Origin of the sequence: Nocardia violaceofusca NBRC 14427, from assembly GCF_963869435.1 — a bacterium.
Taxonomy (GTDB): domain Bacteria; phylum Actinomycetota; class Actinomycetes; order Mycobacteriales; family Mycobacteriaceae; genus Nocardia; species Nocardia aobensis.
Map to the genome: position 1 here is coordinate 37,522 of NZ_CAWMPM010000044.1, position 18,395 is coordinate 55,916.

Sequence of the window (18,395 nt, forward strand, 5' to 3'; positions counted from 1 at the left end):
GCGCGATCTGTAGTCGATATCCTCGCCCGAATCGTTACGCTCTGCAGCATGAAGCTCGAGCAGACAACCGCAGAGCTCTACGCCCTCGACCCCACCGAATTCGTCGCCGCTCGCGACGAAGCGGCCCGCACCGCGCGCGCCGACGGCTCTAAACAGCTGGCCACGGCGATATCGCGGCTGCGACGCCCGACCGTCGCGGCGTGGGCGGTGAATCTGCTGGCGCACAAGGCAACCCAGGAATTGGGGGCACTGCTGGATCTCGGCGAGGCGTTGCGCGAGGCGCAGCGCACCCTGTCGGCCGACCGGATGCGCACCCTCGCCGAACAACGCCGCAAAGCGGTGAACGCGTTGACGGACAAGGCCGCTCGTCTCGCCTCCGACGCCGGGAAGAATCTCACCGAACCGGCGTTGCGCGCGGTCGCGCAGACTCTCAATGCGGCACTGGCGGATCCGGAGGTGGCCGACCAGGTCCGTGCCGGCGTGCTGGCCGCCGCGGTCGACTACGCCGGTTTCGGCCCGGCCGGGCCCGCCTTGGCGGCCGTCCCCGACGAGGAGACCGAGAAACCTGCCGACACCGGCGCCGACGAGGCGGCCACCGCCCGGGAGGCGCTGGAAGCCGCTCGTGCAGAACGAGATTCGGCGGCGGCAGACCTCGAGCGGCAACGCTCCGACGTGGCCGCGCTGGACGAGCGGATCACCGCGTTACGCGACGAACTCGCGCAGGCCGAGGAATCCCGCCGATTCGCCGCGGCGGGGGTTCAATCCGCCGAAGCGGCGTTGCGACGAGCCGACGCGGACCTCGAGCAGACGCAGCGGCGCGTGGACGAGTTGCGCTGATAACCACGAAAAGTGTTGGCGCCGAGAGCGTTCAGCCGCGCAGCGAACCCGGGTACAGGTACTGGTCCGGCGGCGGCGTGGTGGTATCGAGCCAGGCGGTGAAGAATCCGCTCAGATCCGTCGCGGTCTTCGTTTGGATGAAGCTGCGGAATTCCGGCATGGATGCGTTGCCGTAGGCATGTGACCGCACGAATTGCGCCACGGCGGGAAAGAACACGTCGTCACCGAGTTCGTGGCGCAGGGCGTGCAGGAACAGCGGCCCCCGGGAATACACCGTGGTGAATTCGTTTCCGGCCCCGGGATTTTGCAGCGGAATGTCCCAATACCCCGGATTGTCGTGGGTTTTGGCGATGGTGCTGCGGTAGAGGGCGTCCACATCCTTGCCCTCTTTCCGCTCCGGCCACAGATAATCGGCGGTATAGCTGGCGAAGCATTCGTTCAGGCAGATATCCGACCAGTTCCGCACCGACATCGAATCACCCCACCACTGATGGGTGTTCTCGTGGACGACGGTGTCGAGATCGGTCCACGGCGCGTAGATCGGCCGGGTCTGGGTCTCCAGCGAGAAATGCAGGTCGGTATCGACGTAGATTCCGCCGCCGCTCTCGAAGGGATAGGGGCCGTAGAGGGATTCGAGAAAGTCGAGCACCTCCGGCAGCCGCTGCTCGAGCGCCCGGCCCTTGTCCGCACCCGGCGCGAAGGCGCTGATCAGCGGAGTGCCGTTCGCGCGGCGCTGTTCGAGGAAATCGAAGTGGTCGATCGCGACGGTGGTGAGATAGCCGATCGACGGATGGCTCGAACTCCACTTCACCGTGCGCTTGTCCCCGGCGACGGTATCGCCGACCCGCAGGCCGTTCGACACCGCTTGCCACTCTTGCGGAATCGTCACCTGCAGATCGAACGTCGCCTTGTCCACCGGGGTGTCGTTGAGGGGGTACCAGGTGGTCGCCGAATGCGGTTCGCCGGCCGCGAAGGCGCCACCGCTCGGCGAGATGGTCCAGCCGGAATCGGGATCGTCGGATTCGGTGCCCGCGTAGTCGACCGTCACCGTGAACGGCAGCCCGGGCAGCACCGGCAGCGCCGGGGTGACGGTCAGTTCGTGTTCACCGCCGGTGGTGAAGCCCGCCGGCAGATTGTTCACCGACACCTTCGCCACCGCGGGTCCGGCGTAGTCGAGGTTGAACGCGCGCAGCGGCTGCGTCGACACCGCGTCGATCCGCGCCCTACCGGTGAGATGCCTGCTCGGCGGGTCGTAATCGATGGCGACGTCGTAGTGCTGCACGTCGTAGCCGCCGTTGCCGTCATCGGGATAGTAGGGGTCGCCGAGGCCGGGCGATCCGGTGAACGGATCGGCGGCGGGCTGGGCCTGCGCCGGCACCGGTTGCACCTGGGCGGGGAGCACCAGCGCCACCCCGCACAACGCTCCCGCCGTGAGACACCGTGCCCAGGCATGCGACTTCATCGACCCTCCACCCCTTTCGCGGCACGGCGTGCCGACCAACCGACGATGCTAGTCGGCCTCGCTGCGCGCGGGAGCCGCCACACGCGTCAACCGCGCAGTTCCTCGGGCAGCTGTTGCGGATCCAGCAGCAGCCGTTGCGAGTCGACCCGGCCCACCTTCTCGGCGAGGCCGAGGTTGTCGGCCAGCAACTTCCATTCCACATCGCTGATCGCGGCGCGGGCGCGCTCGATCACGCCGAGGTCGCGGGTGCCCCAGGCGATCGGCATGGCGCTCACCGGCTGGCGCAGGTCGCCGACCGATCGCGGCGCGCGATCGGCTCGCACGGTCACCGCCGGCACCTGTTCCCCGGCGTCGGTGTCGTGTCCGGGCAGGGCGCGCACCACCCGGGTGATCAGCGCGTAGCGCGGCACCGCGCCGGGTTTGGCGAGGTTCACCAGCGCGAGCAGGGTGATCCCTTTCGGATGCTGCCCCGACACGACGGCCGGAACCAGCTCGCCCTCGGCGTACAACTTCTCGATGCGCGAGCGGTACGGCGTCCACAGCGCGACGAACAGCGCGCTGATGGTCGCCAACGCGAAGGCCACCGCCAGCAGGAACGAGTACGGGTGATTCAGCCAGATCAGCCCGGCCGTGCCGAGGCCGAGCACGATGGCCGCGGTGAACGCCAGTATCCGCAGCCGCCGGATATCGCGGACGACTTCGTTCACCGCCCGGGCATGTTCGCGGTCGACCGCGAATTCGAAGCGTCGCACGTCTCAAATCCTCACATCTGTCCGGCAGCGGTAACCCAACGGCACGCCCACCGCCGCCGATCGGGAGCGCCTACCCGATCGCCGGGCCCAGCAGGTCGTCCGCATCGGTGATGCGATAGGCATACCCCTGTTCGGCAAGGAAACGCTGGCGGTGGGCCGCGTATTCGGCATCCAGCGTGTCACGTGCCACCACCGAGTAGAAGTGCGCCTGACCGCCGTCGGATTTCGGTCGCAGCAGCCGGCCCAGGCGCTGGGCCTCCTCCTGACGGGAACCGAAGGTGCCCGAAACCTGCACGGCCACGGACGCTTCCGGCAGGTCGATGGAGAAGTTCGCCACCTTGCTGACCACGAGAACCGGAATTTCGCCGTTGCGGAACGCGTCGAACAGCGCCTCGCGCTCCTTGGTGCGGGTCGAGCCCTGAATGACCGGCGCGTTGAGATGTTCGCCGAGTTCGTCGAGCTGATCGAGATAGGCCCCGATGACCAGGCTGGGCGCGTCGCGGTGCCGGGCCAGGATGGATTCGACGACGGGGAGTTTGGTGCGCGCGGTGGAGCAGAGCTTGTAGCGCTCCTCGGGCTCGGCGGTGGCGTAGGCCATGCGTTCGGCTTCGGTGAGCGTGACCCGCACCTCGATGCACTCGGCCGGCGCGATCCAGCCCTGCGCCTCGATGTCCTTCCACGGCGCGTCGTAGCGTTTCGGGCCGATCAGCGAGAACACGTCGCCCTCGCGGCCGTCCTCGCGCACCAGCGTCGCGGTGAGCCCGAGCCGGCGCCGGGACTGCAGATCCGCGGTCATCCGGAACACCGGGGCGGGCAGCAGGTGGACCTCGTCGTAGATGACCAGGCCCCAGTCGCGGCTGTCGAACAGTTCCAGGTGTTTGTATTCGCCCTTGGTCTTGCGGGTGATCACCTGATAGGTGGCGATGGTGACCGGGCGGATCTCCTTGCGCTCGCCGGAGTACTCCCCGATCTCGTCCTCGGTCAGCGAGGTGCGTGCGAGCAGTTCCCGCTTCCACTGCCTGCCGGCCACGGTGTTGGTGACCAGGATCAGCGTCGTCGCCTGGGCCTTGGCCATCGCGGCGGCGCCGACCATCGTCTTGCCCGCGCCACAGGGCAGCACCACCACCCCGGATCCGCCGGCCCAGAACGAGTCGGCCGCCAGTTCCTGATAGTCGCGCAGATGCCATTCGTGGGTGCCGAAGTCCAGATCGATGCGATGGGCCTCGCCGTCGACGTACCCGGCGAGGTCCTCGGCCGGCCACCCGACCTTCAGCAGCATCTGTTTGATCCGACCGCGCTCGGACGGGTGCACGACGACCGTGTCGTCGTCGATACGGGCGCCGAGCATCGGCTGAATCTTCTTGTGCCGCAATACCTCTTCGAGCACCGCACGATCCAGGCTGACCAGCACCAGGCCATGGGCGGGATGTTTGACCAGCTGCAACCGGCCGTAGCGGGCCATGGTCTCGACCACGTCGACCAGCAGCGGCTGCGGCACCGCATAGCGCGAATAGTTGACCAGCGCGTCGACGACCTGTTCGGCGTCGTGCCCCGCCGCCCGCGCGTTCCACAGCGCCAGCGGTGTCACCCGGTAGGTGTGCACGTGCTCGGGTGCGCGTTCGAGTTCGGCGAACGGCGCGATCGCCTGCCGGGCCGCATCGGCCTGCTCGTGGTCCACCTCGAGCAGCAGGGTTTTGTCGCTCTGCACGATGAGCGGTCCGTCCGTCACGGCACCTCCTCCAGATTCTCGGGTCGGCCCCCTGCGCTCGGGGAATACGTCCCACATTGTTGCCGGACCCCCCGACAAACCTTCATCAACCCTACGCGAGCTGGGCAGATGTTCGCTGTGAGCGCACTCGCACCCGGACGCGGCTCAGTGCGCCGATCCGGGCCCGCGCAGGGGCGGCCAGTCGGTGGCCGGCCCCGGCGGGTCGCCGGCCAGCCGCCCGGCGATCCAGGAATCCCTGCGCACGCCGCGCTGCACACCGGCCCAGCGCAGCAGACCTTCGTAATGGAAGCCGGTCCGCCGCACCACCGCGGCGGAGGCGAGGTTGCCGACGAACGCCCGCCACTCGATGCGGCTCAGGCCGAGCCCGTCGGCGGCGAAACCGAAATCACAGACCAACCGGACGCTGCGGGTCATCAACCCGCGACAGCGCACCGCGTCGCTGAGCCAGAAGCCGATCTCGGCGGCGCCGGGCTGCGGGCCGGCCTCGAGGCCGACCATGCCGGCCACCGGCCCGTCCGCCGCCGTGCGCACGGCCCAGACCGGGCTGTGGGCGGCCCATCCGGGCGCGACGATATCGGTCAGGAATCCCACGGCGTCGGCCCGCCGGTACGGCACCGGCACCGTCGTCCACTCCGGAATCGACGGCTGCCGGCAGCAGGCGACGATCGCGTCGATATCGGCCTCGGCCGGGCGCGACAACCACACCGTCTCGTCGGTCAGTACACAGTCCTCCACCGCTTCATGCTGGCACGCAACCCTGCGGTGGCCCAGCGGATTTCCGGCGACCGTAGAATCGGGCCAATGGTTGCCGCGTTGCTCGCCGATCTGTTCGAGTCCCATCGGGCGCATCTGCTGTCGGTGGGTTACCGGCTGACCGGCAGCGTGGCCGACGCCGAGGACGCGGTGCAGGAGAGCTGGCTGCGACTGGCCACCACCCATCAGTCCGAGATCGAGGACCTGCGCGCCTGGCTGACGACCGTGGTCAGCCGGATCTGCCTGGATCGGCTGCGCAGCGCCGCCGTTCGCCGGGAAAGCTATGTGGGGCAATGGCTTCCGGAGCCGATCGTCACCGGAGTGACCCCGTCGAATCTGCCGGATCCGCTGGAAACGGTAGTGCGCAAACAGGATTGCCGTTTCGCCGCGCTGGTGGTCCTCGACACGCTGACGCCGGCGCAGCGGGTGGCCTTCGTCCTGCGCGACGGGTTCTCGGTGCCGTTCGACGAGATCGCCCAGCTGCTCGAGGTGACACCGGAGGCGGCCCGGCAACTCGCGGTCCGGGCCCGGAAAGCACTGGCCGCGGCCCCGGAACCGGTGGCGGACACCGAACATCTCGCTGCCGTGCAGCGACTGCTCGAGGCACTGTATTCCGGCGATGTGGACGCGGTCGTCGCGGCCCTGCATCCGGATTCGGTCTTCATCGGCGATACCGGTGGCACCGCGAAGACGGCCGCGCGGGCGATCGTCGGCGCGGACAAGATCGCGCGGTTCGTCCTGGGGCTCATCCGGATGTATCAGGTGGACCGGGCCGAACTGTCGCCCACCGACTCCGATCGATTCGAATTCGTCGGCGTCAACGGCCAACTCGGGCTGCTGCTGCACGAGCGCGCCCCGCGCAACGGTGCGCCGGGATCACCACCGCGCGTGGTCGGCTTCGCCGTCCGCGACGGATTGATCTGGGGCACTTACGATATCGCCAATCCCGCGAAGCTCGGTGGCATTCGCCTGCCCCGGGATCCGGCGTAGCCGCCGGAACGCAACGAGCGTCCCGGCGGCTCGACCGCGGTATCGACGGACTACGGAGTGGACGAACCGGTCCACATGTCCGGGGTGCTCGAACCGAGTCCCCAGTTGCCCGTGGACGATCCGGTACCCCAGTTCGGCGTCGAGGAACCCCAGCCCCAGTCGTTGCTGAAGATGTTGTGCAGGGTGTCGTTGATGTATCCGAGAACCGTTCCCGCCGCCGGATGCAGCAGAAGGTCGAGATAGGAGGCCATACACCGCCCCTTTCGAGCCACCACCGAAGTGGTTGTGAGATAGAACACGGGGAGGCTAGCTGCCACCAGGAAACCGCACAACCATGCAGGTCACACGCCCGAATGAAATGTGAAACATAGCCTTTCGCTATCGCGCCGCAACCATAGCGAACGGACGGCAAGCATCGGCCCGGTCCCCGGTCCGGGGTGCGCGCCGCGGCCACGGCGGCGATATCGCTACGTTGGGACCATGTCAGCCATCCCCACCGTCGCCCGCCTGCGCCCGTTCCGCGCCACGATCTTCGCGGAGATGACCGAACTGGCCGTGCGCCACGACGCGGTCAACCTCGGTCAGGGATTCCCCGATACGGACGGCCCGGCCACGATGCTGGAGGTGGCCCGCACCGCCATCGCCGACGGGCTGAATCAGTACCCGCCGGGGCGTGGCATGCCGGTTCTGCGCCGGGCGATCGCGGCGGACCGGAAACGCCGCTACGGCGTGGACTACGACGTCGACTCGCAGGTGGTGGTCACCGTCGGCGCCACGGAGGCGATCGCGGCGGCGGTACTCGGCCTGGTGGAGGCCGACGAGGAAGTGGTGCTGATCGAGCCGTACTACGACTCCTACGCCGCGGTGGTCGCCCTGGCCGGCGCCACCCGCCGCACCGCGCGGCTGGTGCCCGACGGCAACGGATTCGTCCTCGACCTGGACAGCCTGCGCGCGGCGATCACTTCGAAAACTCGTATGCTGCTGCTGAATTCGCCGCACAACCCCACCGGGGCGATCCTGTCGCGCGCCGACCTCGAGGCGATCGCGGAGCTGGCCCGCGAGCACGATCTGATCGTGGTCTCCGACGAGGTCTACGAACATCTCGTCTACGACGGCAACACCCATATCAGCATCTCGACGCTGCCCGGCATGTTCGAGCGCACCGTCGTGATCTCCAGTGCCGCGAAGACTTTCAGCGTCACCGGCTGGAAGATCGGCTGGGCGTGCGGTCCGGCGCCGCTGATCGACGGATTGCTGGCCGCCAAGCAGTTCATGAGCTTCGTCGGCGGCGGGCCGTTCCAACCGGCGGTCGCCTACGCCCTCGAGAACGAGCAGCAGTGGGTCGCCGATCTTCGCGACAGCCTGTCCGACAAGCGCATTCGCCTGTCCGAGGCATTGGCCGACGCCGGATTCCTGGTCAAGCGCAGCGATGCGACCTACTTCGTCTGCGCCGATATCAGCCCGCTGAGCTCCGCCGACGCGCTGGTCTTCTGCCGGGAGCTGCCGCAGCGGCTCGGTGTCGTCGCGGTCCCGATCGAAGTCTTCGCCGACGACCGCGACTCGTGGAATCGCTTGGTGCGCTTCGCATTCTGCAAGCGGGACGACACACTCGACGAGGCGGTCCGCCGTCTGCACGCGGCCCATGTGTGACCGCGCGGTCACCTTCGTCCCGAGCCGCGACCGAAGGTGACCGCTACCGTGTCTCAGCCCCGGCGCCGGGCCACCGCGTCGGCCAGGCGGTCCAGCTGCGCCGCCGTGGTCTCCCAGTCCAGGCAGGCGTCGGTGATGGACTGGCCGTAGGTCAGATCGTCGGCGTGGCCGAGGGTGAGGTCCTGGCGGCCGGCGACCAGGAAGCTCTCCATCATCACACCCACCACCGCGCGGTCGCCGGCCGCGATGCGCTCGGCGATATCGGTGACCACGTCGACCTGCTTGTTGTGGTCCTTGTTGCTGTTGCCGTGGCTGGCGTCGACGACAACCCGCTGCGGCAGCCCCGACTTCTCCAGGCGCAGGCAGGCCTCGGCGACGGAGGCGGCGTCGTAGTTCGTGCCGGCACTACCGCCGCGCAGGATCACGTGGCAGTCCGGGTTGCCGCTGGTGCGGATGAGCGCCGAGCGGCCGTCGAGATCGGTGCCGGGGAAGACGTGGCTGGCACCGGCCGCCCGCACCCCGTCCACGGCCACCTGCACATCGCCGTCGGTGCCGTTCTTGATCCCGACCGGCATCGACAGCGCGCTGGAGAGCTGCCGGTGCACCTGGCTGGCCGCGGTGCGCGCGCCGATCGCGCCGTAGGACACCAGATCCGCGATGTACTGCGGGGTGATCGGATCGAGGAATTCGCAGGCCACCGGCAGGCCGAGGCCCGTGATGTCGACCAGCAGCCGCCGCCCCAGTCCGAGACCGGTGTTGACGTCGAACGAACCGTCCAGATGCGGATCGTTGATCAGGCCCTTCCACCCGAGCGTGGTGCGCGGCTTCTCGAAGTAGACGCGCATCACGATGTGCAGCCGGTCGGAGAGTTCGGCGCTCTTGGCGGCCAGGCGGCGCGCGTAGTCGAGGGCGGCCTCGGGGTCGTGCACCGAACACGGGCCGACGACGACCATCAGGCGGTCGTCGGCGCCGTCGAGGACGTCGACGGTGGCGGCGCGACCGGCCCGCACGGTGTCGGCGAGCGCATCGTCGATCGGATGTTCGCGGCGAACCTCGGCGGGCGAGAGTAGCGGGCTGATACTCAGCGTGCGCTGATCGTCGAGGTCACTGTGTGAGGCATCGACATCGGCTGCGGTGGTCATGATGGGTTCCTTTTCTCAGGCCGACCCACCGAGCGAAATCCCGTGGAGCCGGTCTGCAGTCCGGCTCGGGGTGGGAGAAGGTCAGCGCGGGTCACCGACCGACCCACCCGGGGCCGGCTTGGTAAACCAGAAATACGCGCGCTGCACGAGGGCGACTGTACCAGGGGCGCGGCGGCGGGTGGGTCCGGCCGGGTGGGCGGACGTGACGGCTCCCACAGCCACCGTGGATGCGACGGGGCCCGGCCGGGATCCGACGATCCTGCGCCGGGCCCGAATTCGCGTGCGGCGGTCAGAACATGCCGGGCTCGTAGGTGCCGGCCGGGGTGCCGGCGATGACGTTGAGGCGGTTGTAGGCGTTGATCAGCGCGATGAGCGAGATCAGCGCGCCGATCTGCTCGTCGTCGTAGTGCTTGCGCACCTGCTGCCAGGTCTCCTCGCTGATGCCGCGGTGGACATCGGCGATGCGAGTGCCTTCCTCGGTCAGCGCGAGCGCGGCCCGCTCGGCCTCGGTGAAGACGATCGCCTCGCGCCACGCGGCGACCAGGTTGAGCCGCACCGAGGTCTCCCCCGCCGCGGCCGCGTCCTTGGAGTGCATATCGGTGCAGAAGCCACACCCGTTGATCTGGCTGGCGCGCAGCTTGACCAACTCCTGGGTGGCCTCGGGCAGCGGCGAGTTGTCCACGACCTGGCCGGCGTTACCGATCCGCTTGACGAACTTGGCGGCGATCTCGTTGTTGAACAGAGCGAAACGGGGTTCCATGACCATCCTCCTGTGGAAAGTGAGCCGCGCTGCGCGGCGTCGCTACACAGAGATGACGGAACGGCCCCACCGGGTGTGACATCACCGGAAGTGATGCCGGTCACACCCGATTGGTTCGGCTCAGCGGCGGGCGAACGAGTAGTTCACGTCGGTGAGTTGTTCGGACAGGTCCCAGAGGCGGCGGGCGGTGACCTCGTCGCGGGAGGCGGCCGAGGAGCCGCAGCGCTCGGGATAGCCGCGCAGGCCGCCGAGGCGGGTCGGGCCGTAGAACGCGCCGGGTTCGACCGTCGCGGTGGCGGCGTAAAGGCTTGGCAGGGCGCCCATTTCGGCCGACTGGGCGAGAATGCGGTTGCCCAGGGCCATGATCGCGTCCAGGAACGACTCGGTGTGCGATTGCAGTTCGGTGCTGGCGTAGCCGGGGTGGGCCGCCACCGAGACCTTCGGCGAACCGGCCGCGGTGAGGCGGCGCTGAAGTTCGTAGGCGAACATCAGATTCGCCAGTTTCGACTGCCCGTACGCGCGCCAGCGCTCGTAGCGCCGGTGCTGGTAGTTCGGATCGGCGAGATCGACGCGGCCGATCATATGGGCGCCGCTGGATACCGTGACGACGCGATCGGAGATCTTGTCGAGCAGCAGCCCGGTCAGCGCGAAATGGCCGAGATGGTTGGTCCCGAACTGCATTTCGAAGCCGTCGGCGGTGCGGCGCAGCGGCAGGGCCATCACGCCGGCGTTGTTGATCAGCACGTCGGCGCCCTCGATCGTGCGCGCGAATTCGCGGATCGAGGACAGGTCGGCCAGGTCGAGCCGGCGCACCTGCACCCGTTCGCCGATGGTGTCGGCGACCGCGCGGGCCTTCACCTCGTCGCGGCAGGCCATGATCACCTGCGCACCGGCCTGCGCCAACGCCCTGGTGGTGGCCGCGCCCAGTCCGCTGTTCGCGCCGGTCACGACGATCGTGCGCCCACTCTGGTCCGGAATATCGGAGATGTTCCAACCGCTCACCCGCACGAGTCTAGGCGGGCACGGGCCGGTGCGCGCTGTTGTCGCGGAGCCGCGCCGCGGCGTTTCGGGCCACCCGGGACGCGAGGCCACCCCTTCTAATATAGGGTTGCCTAACCTATCTAATGCAGCGTCGATACTGCGCAGCTCGACCCGTGAGGCGATACCCGTGACTTCGATATCCCCCGCCCAGCAGGACCTGCTCGACGGTTTCGTACCGTTTCCGGCCGAACTCGCCGAGCGCTACCGAGCCGCGGGCTACTGGCGCGGCGAACCGCTGGGCGACCTGCTGCGCGACGCCGCCCGCACCCGGCCCGGGCGTCCCGCCCTGCACACCGACGCCGGACCGATCGACTACGGCGAACTCGATCGCCGCGCCGACCGCACGGCCTACGGATTGCTCGCCGCCGGACTCGAGCCCGGCGACCGCGTCGTGGTCCAACTGCCCAACGTGATCGAATTCGTGGAGGTGTTGTTCGGGCTGCTGCGCGCCGGAATCGTGCCGGTGCTGGCACTGCCGGCGCATCGGCAGGCCGAGATCGAACATCTGACCCGGCTCGCGGGCGCGGCCGGCTACATCGTGGCCGACAAGGTCGGCGACTTCGACTACCGCGAACTGGCGGCCGCGGTGGCCGAGCGGGTGCCGTCGCTGCGCACGATCTTCGTCCTCGGCGATCCCGGCGCCTACATCGATCTGAGAACGATTGCGCGCGACGGTGGTTCGCTGCCGGACGTCGACGCGTCCGGTATCGCGGTGATGCTCGTTTCCGGCGGCACCACCGGCCTGCCGAAACTCATCGCCCGCACCCACGACGACTACCACTACAACGCCCGCGCCAGCGCCGAGGTCTGCGCGCTGACCGCCGACGACGTGTACATGGCGACGCTGCCGGCCGCGCACAACTTCCCGCTGTCGTGCCCGGGCATTCTGGGCACGGTCGCGGCCGGCGCGTCGATCGTCATGCTGGCCGACCCGAGTCCGGAGAACGCGTTCGCGACCATCGAACGCCACGGCGTCACGGTGACGGCGGTGGTACCGCCGCTGGCCCAATTGTGGTGTGCGGCAGTGGAATGGGAGGAGGCAGACCTGTCCAGCCTGCGGCTGCTGCAGGTCGGCGGCGCGAAATTGGCCGAGGTCAATGCCCGCGAGGTGACTCCGGCGCTGGGCGCGACACTGCAGCAGGTGTTCGGCATGGCCGAGGGGCTGATCAACTACACCCGCCTCGACGATCCCGAGGAAACGATCGCGGTCTCCCAAGGGCGCCCGCTCTCCCCCGCCGACGAGGTCCGCGTGGTCGACGGCGAAGGCAACGACGTCGCACCCGAGGAGGAGGGCGAACTCCTCACCCGCGGCCCCTACACCATCCGCGGCTATTACCGTGCGCCGGAACACAATTCCCGCGCCATCACCCCCGACGGCTACTACCGCAGCGGCGATCTGGTGCGGCGACTGCCGAGCGGGCACCTGATCGTCTCCGGCCGGATCAAGGATGTGATCAACCGCGGCGGCGAGAACATCTCCTGCGACGAACTCGAGGAACACCTGCTGGCCCACCCCGCGGTCCGTCATGCGGCCGCGGTCGGCCTGCCGGACGCGGCCCTCGGCGAAAAGGTCTGTGCCGTACTGGTGATCGACGGCGAGATGCCGAGCCTGGTCGAGGTCAAGGAGTTCCTCACCGCTCGTGGCCTGGCGACCTACAAACTGCCCGACATCCTCGAGCAGGCCGACGCGCTGCCGTTCACGGCCGTCGGCAAGATCGACAAGAAGGTCCTGCGGTCCCGCTACGACACCGAGTCCGCGACCGCATCGCGCTGAGCCTCGTCGCCGAACAGCCTTGCCGCCGAGCCGAACTCGGCGCACGGGCCGGTACGAAGAAGCCCGGCGGGAACTCCCGCCGGGCTCGATCCGCGTTCCGTACGTTCAGGCTTCGACGACGTAAGGCGCTACGCTGCCCAGCTTTTCGCAGGTCTCGGTGAATTCGCGCTCCGGGCGCGACTGGGAGACGATGCCGGCCCCGGCGCGCAGCCAGGCGCCCTCCGTGGTCTGGTAGATCGCCCGCAGCACCAGCGTGGCCTCCAGCGCGCCGCCGGCCGAAACGGTCACCACCGCACCGGAATACAGGCCGCGGGCGTCGTGATCGAGGCGGAAGACCGCGTCCACGCCGGTGCGCTTGGGGATGCCGGAGGCGGTCACCGAGGGGAACAGCATCTCCAGCGCATCCCAGGCACTCTTGTCCTCGGCGAGGGTGCCCCGCACGGTGGAGGCCAGATGTTGCACGCTGCCGCGTTCACGTACCGCCATGAAATCGGAGACGGCGGTGCTGCCCGGCGCGGCCACCGCGGCGATCTCGCCGAACGAGGTCTGCACCGATATGGCGTGCTCGACGATTTCCTTCGGATCACCGACCAGCTCTTCGCGGGCGGCGGCGTCGGCCGTCTCGCCACGGCCGAAGGCGCGGGTGCCGGCCAGCGGTTCGGTGGTCACCACCCGGTGCCGGTCGACCGAGGCCACCAGTTCGGGGCTGAATCCGGCCGCCTCCAGGCCGCCCAGCCGCAACAGGAACGAGCGGGCGGGCGTGTTGTTGGCACGCCCGAGCCGATAGGTCTGCGGAACGTCCACGGGGAAGGGCAGATCCACCTTCCGCGACAGGATCACCTTCTGATACCGCCCGGCCCGGATCTCGTCGACCGCCTCGGCGACCCGGCCGCGGTAGTCGGTGGGGTCGATGGTGACATCCACCGGCCGCGGCGAGGCCGGAGGTCGCGCACTCGCCTGTGCGATCAGTTCGTGGATCTCCGCGGTCTCACGGGGCGTCGCACCGGACACCCGCACACCGGAGGTGTCGATGCGCACCTCGATGCGCGGAATCATCAGATGCGCCAGGGTGGTTCGGGCCGGTACGTGCGCGTCGGCGCCCAGCGCCCAGGCGCAGAATTCGAACCCGATCCAGCCGTAGGCGTTGCGCCCCTGCAGCGGGAGCGCGGCCAGCGCCGCGTCGATCACCGCGGCCGGACGCCCCTGCCACGGCTCGACGGTGGCCCGGCCCTCCCACTCGACACGCAGTTCGCCGGAGTCCAATTCGATGCTGCCGATCGGATCGGCGGCGAACACCCAGCCGTCAGGACCCTCGTACCCGACGTACTCGCCGAAGCGGTCGGCCGCGGCGAGCGCCGCCATGGCGTCGGCGGGTGCGATCGCCGACGCCGTGCCCGTCACCTCCGTCCCCGGTGCCGGCTGCCCCGTCGCCCCCGGACCGTCCCCGTAACCGTTTCGCACCCGCTCGTCCGTGGTCGACACCGTTCCTCCAAGGTTATGCTTACCTAACTATCAGAGGTGAGGTTAGCATTACCTGCCCTTCTCGGTATTGTGCCGGAGCACACATCGGACTCGCTTTGCGAGCGTCGTGGCCAACTTCCTGCGCGAATCCGCTTCCGCGAGCTTGAATGGTGGAGCGCCGTCGAGGAGGGGCCCGCCATGATCGATCACGCCGCCGGCAATCCGGCTCCGAGTACCGCGAAGGATCTGCCGCGCTCGGCGGTCGCCCTGGTCGACGCGGTGTCGCCGGTGGAACGCGAGCTGATCGGCGGCTGGCTCGCCGAGGGCGGGATCGCCGCCGAACTCGGCATCGACGCGCCCGTCACGCAGATCGACCTGGACGCCACCGCCATTGCCGCCCGGCTCGTCGGCCGCCGCGACGACCCGATCGTGATCCCGATCCGGGTGCTGTGGCTGCCGCCGGAACGAGACGGCGTGCGGCGCACCACCTTCGCCGATCTGGCGCTGCTGAGCAATCCACGCCGGCCACATCGGCTGCTGCAGCGCCGGCTGGTGAACAAGGCGCCCGACCGGCATCTCATCCTCACCGGACAGCCCGCGCGGCTCAGCGATCTGCGCGCGAACAACCCCGGGGCCGCGGAGAGTTCGGAACCGTTCGCGCGGGCGATCGTCCGCGCGGGCACGGTGGCGCTCGAACGCGCCGAACGATCGGTGATCGGCGACCGCTACAAGGTCCCCCGGATGGTGGTCGAGGAGATTCTCGACTCTCCCGACTTCCTGCGCCGCCTCGACGCCATCGCCACCGAAACCGGCACCGAACCCCGGGAGGTGTACCGGCGGGCCGAGAAGGCGCTGCGAGAACTCGTGGCCGCGCAGAGCCGGTTGATCTCGGATCTGTTCACCCAGGCGATGCGGCCGGTGCACGCCTCGGCCTGGAAGATCGACTGCGACCGGTCCGGGCTGGCCGCGCTGCGGCGGCTCAATCGCAACTACCCGCTGGTGTTCCTGCCCTCGCACCGCTCCTACGTGGACGCCTTCGTCCTCGGCGACGCGTTGGCGCGCAACGACTTTCCACCCAACCACGTGATCGGCGGCGCCAATCTCAGCTTCTGGCCGATGGGGCCGATCGCGCGCCGCACCGGCACCGTCTTCATTCGCCGCAGCTTCGGCGACGACGAGATCTACAAGGCCGTGGTCGAGGAGTACTTCGCCTATCTGCTCGCCAAACGCTTCAATCTGGAGTGGTATTTCGAGGGTGGGCGCACCCGTACCGGGAAGTTGCGGCCGCCCCGGTTCGGACTGCTGAACTATCTGGCCTCGGCCATCCGTGCGCGGCGGATCGACGATGTGATGCTGGTGCCGGTGTCGATCACCTACGAGCGGCTCAACGAACTGGGATCCATTGCCACCGAACAGGTCGGCGGTGCCAAGAAACCCGAGGGGCTGACCTGGCTGGCCCGCTACATCCGCAGCCAGCAGCATTCCGCCGGGCGGGTCTACGTCCGCTTCGGGGCACCGCTGTCGGCGCGCGACCGGCTGGCCGCCCACGGCGATCCGATGCAGCCGATCGCGGAATCCCTGGCCCCGGACCCGGAGGAAGTGTCGGACCGCCAGCGCAAAGCCGTGCAGCGCTTGGCCTTCGAGGTGGCGGTCGGTATCAACGCGGTCACGCCGGTCACGGTCAACGCGCTGGTGACGCTGACCCTGCTCGGTGTGCACGAGCGCGCGCTCACCCTCGGCGAGGTGCGTCGGACGCTGGAGCCGGTCTGCGGGTACATCTCACGCCGCGCGCTGCCGACCGGCGAGCTGGATACGCTGAGCGACGATCAGGGTCTGGCGGTGGTTCTGGAACAGCTGTCGCTGGCCAAGGTGGTGACGGTGTACCGGGGCGGGCTGGAACCGGTGTATTCGATCGAGGCGGGCGCCCATCTGGAAGCCGCGTTCTATCGCAACAGCGCCGTGCACTGGTTCGTGAACCGCGCGATTCTGGAATTGGCGATTCTGGAGGTCGCCGACCAGCAGGCCGGCGCCGCACCCGGGATCGAGGTCATCTGGGATGCCGCCTACCGGCTGCGCGATCTGCTCAAATTCGAGTTCTTCTTCCCCGACCGGATCGAGTTCGCGGCCGCGATGAGCGCGGAAATGCTTCTGCTGGACCGCGATTGGGAGCAGCGCGAAAGTGCCGCGGAACTCGTTTGCGCGCTGGCCGATTCGGGATTCATCATGGCGCACCGCGTGGTGCGCTCGTTCTTCGACGCGCAGCTCGTGGTGGCCGAGCGCCTGGCCGCCGCCGATCCGGCCCAACCGCTGGACCGCAAACAGTTCATCGACGAATGCCTGGCCGTCGGACGCCAGATGCTGCTGCAGCAGCGGCTGCACAGCACCGAGTCGGTATCGTCGGAATTATTCTCCAGCGCATTGAAACTCGCGGAGAACTACGGCCTGCTCGATCCCGGCACCCCGGATCTCGCGCGGCGTCGCCGCGAGCTGGCCGATGAACTGCGCACCATCGGCGCCCGCATCTCCCGCGCCGCCGCCCTCGACCCGTCCAATCGCGCACCGCAGGGGACAGTGTGAACCTTTCCGAAGCGATTTCCGCCATCCGGACCGGGCCACAGGGCCCGCGAGTGGCGGCCGTCTTCGACTTCGGCGGAACGGTGGTCGCGGGCTTCGCGCCCGCCGCCGCACCGCTGCGCCTGCTGCGCGGACGCGATTCGCGCCGGGCGCTGACCGACACGCTGCTGTACAGCATTCGCGGTTCGCGGACCGAGGGCGAGTACGAGCGCTTCCTGCAGCGCGTCGCCCGGGTATGGGCGGGCCGTTCCGAGCAGGAGCTGACCGAACTCGGCGAACAGCTGTTCCGCAGCACCGTGCACGGGCACGTGTATCCCGAAGCGTGGCACCTGATCCGGGAGCACGAGGCGGCCGGGCACACGGTGGTGATCGTCACCAGCCTCACCCGTTTCCAGGTGCTGCCCGTCGCCCGGGAACTCGGCGTGGACCATGTGCTCTACACCGCGATGGCCACCTCCGACGGTGTGCTCACCGGCTTCACCGAGGGAAAACCGCTGTGGCGCACCGAGAAGGCCGCGGCGGTGCGCCGCTTCGCCGCCGAACACGATATCGATCCCGGTGACAGTTACGCCTATGCCGATGCGGCCCCGGACGTTCCGCTGCTGGAGACGGTCGGCCATCCGGTCGCGGTGAATCCGGGTCCGCGGATGTCGATGACCGCCGGAGAACGCGACTGGCCGACCCTGACCTTCAAACCGCGGGACCCGGCGGGCGTCACCGACTTCGCCCGTACCGCAGTGGGTTTCACCGGATTGCTGAGCGGCGCCGCCTTCGGGGTCGCCTCCCGCGCGGCCACCCGCCGTCACCGCGCGATGGCCGACGCCATGATCGCCACCGCCGCCGACGCCACCCTGCGCACCACCGGCGTGCGGGTGCGGGTGGTGGGCGCCGAGCACGCCCGGCAGCCGCGTCCCGCGGTCTTCCTGTTCAATCACCAGAGCCAGTTCGACATGGTGGTGCTGGCCGCGGTGCTGCGCTCGGGATTCACCGCGGTGGTGAAGAAGGAGGTCACCACCAACCCGGTTTTCGGCCCGCTGCTGCGGTTCGCCGAGGCGACCTTCATCGATCGCTCCGACACCACCGGCGCGAAGGCGGCGCTGGAACCGGTCGTCGACACCCTGCGCGGCGGACTCTCGCTCGTGGTGGCGCCGGAGGGCACGCGCTCGATGACGCCGCGGATCGGCCCCTTCAAGAAGGGCGCCTTCCACATCGCGATCGAGGCCGGAGTGCCGATCATTCCGCTCGTCATCCGCAACGCGGGCGAAATCGCCTGGCGGAATTCGGCGATCGTGCGCAAGGGCACGGTGGACGTGGCGGTGCTGGCACCGATCGATGTGAGCGGCTGGGATCCGCAGGACATGGATGCCGACATCGCGCGCGTGCGGCAGCTGTTCGTCGATACGCTGCTGGACTGGCCGGTCGACGCGGCGGTGGAGGCGGTGCCCTGAACCTCGGACGCCCAGCCTCCCG

Annotated in this window: 15 protein-coding genes; 6 read left to right on the forward strand and 9 right to left on the reverse strand. The window is 69.0% G+C overall.

Features of this window, described 5'->3' with window-relative positions:
* Nucleotides 1–48 precede the first annotated feature (48 nt).
* Nucleotides 49–837 (forward strand): prolipoprotein diacylglyceryl transferase, encoded by a 789-nt coding sequence (locus tag AC5592_RS31320; protein ID WP_063066261.1) that lies wholly within the window; start codon nucleotides 49–51, stop codon nucleotides 835–837.
* Nucleotides 838–868: 31 nt separating this feature from the next.
* On the opposite strand, the gene AC5592_RS31325 is transcribed toward AC5592_RS31320, so the two are convergent.
* The 4 genes from AC5592_RS31325 to AC5592_RS31340 all read right to left on the reverse strand — a co-directional run bounded on the left by AC5592_RS31325 (nucleotide 869) and on the right by AC5592_RS31340 (nucleotide 5,515).
* Nucleotides 869–2,299 carry a M1 family metallopeptidase gene (locus AC5592_RS31325; RefSeq protein ID WP_084507466.1) on the reverse strand — a complete coding sequence of 477 codons (1,431 nt, stop codon included), beginning with the start codon at nucleotides 2,297–2,299 and terminating at the stop codon, nucleotides 869–871.
* Nucleotides 2,300–2,385: 86 nt separating this feature from the next.
* Nucleotides 2,386–3,051 carry a DUF3239 domain-containing protein gene (locus tag AC5592_RS31330; RefSeq protein WP_051024217.1) on the reverse strand — a complete coding sequence of 222 codons (666 nt, stop codon included), beginning with the start codon at nucleotides 3,049–3,051 and terminating at the stop codon, nucleotides 2,386–2,388.
* A 70-nt stretch (nucleotides 3,052–3,121) separates the two neighbouring features.
* Nucleotides 3,122–4,780, reverse strand: coding sequence for a DNA repair helicase XPB (locus AC5592_RS31335; protein WP_036497915.1), 1,659 nt, complete (start codon nucleotides 4,778–4,780; stop codon nucleotides 3,122–3,124).
* A gap of 144 nt (nucleotides 4,781–4,924) precedes the next feature.
* On the reverse strand, nucleotides 4,925–5,515 hold the full coding sequence (locus AC5592_RS31340) for a GNAT family N-acetyltransferase (protein ID WP_036497958.1): 591 nt from the start codon (nucleotides 5,513–5,515) through the stop codon (nucleotides 4,925–4,927).
* Nucleotides 5,516–5,581: 66 nt separating this feature from the next.
* Here AC5592_RS31340 and AC5592_RS31345 point away from each other — a divergent pair, with 66 nt between their 5' ends.
* On the forward strand, nucleotides 5,582–6,523 hold the full coding sequence (locus AC5592_RS31345; protein WP_063066262.1) for a sigma-70 family RNA polymerase sigma factor: 942 nt from the start codon (nucleotides 5,582–5,584) through the stop codon (nucleotides 6,521–6,523).
* A gap of 50 nt (nucleotides 6,524–6,573) precedes the next feature.
* On the opposite strand, the gene AC5592_RS31350 is transcribed toward AC5592_RS31345, so the two are convergent.
* Entirely contained in the window at nucleotides 6,574–6,774 is a 201-nt protein-coding gene (locus AC5592_RS31350; protein WP_030513254.1) for a hypothetical protein, read from the reverse strand.
* 229 nt (nucleotides 6,775–7,003) lie between these two features.
* Between AC5592_RS31350 and AC5592_RS31355 the strand changes: the two genes are divergently transcribed.
* Nucleotides 7,004–8,173, forward strand: a complete 1,170-nt coding sequence (locus AC5592_RS31355; RefSeq protein WP_063066263.1) for a pyridoxal phosphate-dependent aminotransferase — start codon at nucleotides 7,004–7,006, stop codon at nucleotides 8,171–8,173.
* A 53-nt stretch (nucleotides 8,174–8,226) separates the two neighbouring features.
* Here the strand turns inward: AC5592_RS31355 and AC5592_RS31360 are convergent, their stop codons facing one another.
* The 3 genes from AC5592_RS31360 to AC5592_RS31370 all read right to left on the reverse strand — a co-directional run bounded on the left by AC5592_RS31360 (nucleotide 8,227) and on the right by AC5592_RS31370 (nucleotide 11,077).
* Complete coding sequence (locus tag AC5592_RS31360; RefSeq protein ID WP_036497907.1) at nucleotides 8,227–9,315, reverse strand: 3-deoxy-7-phosphoheptulonate synthase; 1,089 nt, start codon at nucleotides 9,313–9,315, stop codon at nucleotides 8,227–8,229.
* A gap of 289 nt (nucleotides 9,316–9,604) precedes the next feature.
* Nucleotides 9,605–10,075 (reverse strand): carboxymuconolactone decarboxylase family protein, encoded by a 471-nt coding sequence (locus AC5592_RS31365; RefSeq protein WP_036497954.1) that lies wholly within the window; start codon nucleotides 10,073–10,075, stop codon nucleotides 9,605–9,607.
* A gap of 120 nt (nucleotides 10,076–10,195) precedes the next feature.
* On the reverse strand, nucleotides 10,196–11,077 hold the full coding sequence (locus AC5592_RS31370; RefSeq protein WP_063066277.1) for an oxidoreductase: 882 nt from the start codon (nucleotides 11,075–11,077) through the stop codon (nucleotides 10,196–10,198).
* Nucleotides 11,078–11,243: 166 nt separating this feature from the next.
* Between AC5592_RS31370 and AC5592_RS31375 the strand changes: the two genes are divergently transcribed.
* The gene (locus AC5592_RS31375; RefSeq protein WP_063066264.1) at nucleotides 11,244–12,890 is read left to right on the forward strand and encodes a (2,3-dihydroxybenzoyl)adenylate synthase; all 1,647 of its coding nucleotides are present in this window, start codon (nucleotides 11,244–11,246) and stop codon (nucleotides 12,888–12,890) included.
* A 105-nt stretch (nucleotides 12,891–12,995) separates the two neighbouring features.
* On the opposite strand, the gene AC5592_RS31380 is transcribed toward AC5592_RS31375, so the two are convergent.
* Nucleotides 12,996–14,252, reverse strand: a complete 1,257-nt coding sequence (locus AC5592_RS31380) for a salicylate synthase (protein WP_083870574.1) — start codon at nucleotides 14,250–14,252, stop codon at nucleotides 12,996–12,998.
* A 297-nt stretch (nucleotides 14,253–14,549) separates the two neighbouring features.
* Here AC5592_RS31380 and AC5592_RS31385 point away from each other — a divergent pair, with 297 nt between their 5' ends.
* Complete coding sequence (locus AC5592_RS31385; RefSeq protein ID WP_083870571.1) at nucleotides 14,550–16,928, forward strand: glycerol-3-phosphate 1-O-acyltransferase; 2,379 nt, start codon at nucleotides 14,550–14,552, stop codon at nucleotides 16,926–16,928.
* A complete protein-coding gene (locus tag AC5592_RS31390; RefSeq protein WP_036497901.1) occupies nucleotides 16,925–18,373 on the forward strand; it encodes an HAD-IB family hydrolase in 1,449 nt (482 codons plus the stop codon). The genes AC5592_RS31385 and AC5592_RS31390 overlap by 4 nt, the downstream gene beginning before the upstream one ends.
* Nucleotides 18,374–18,395 lie beyond the last annotated feature (22 nt).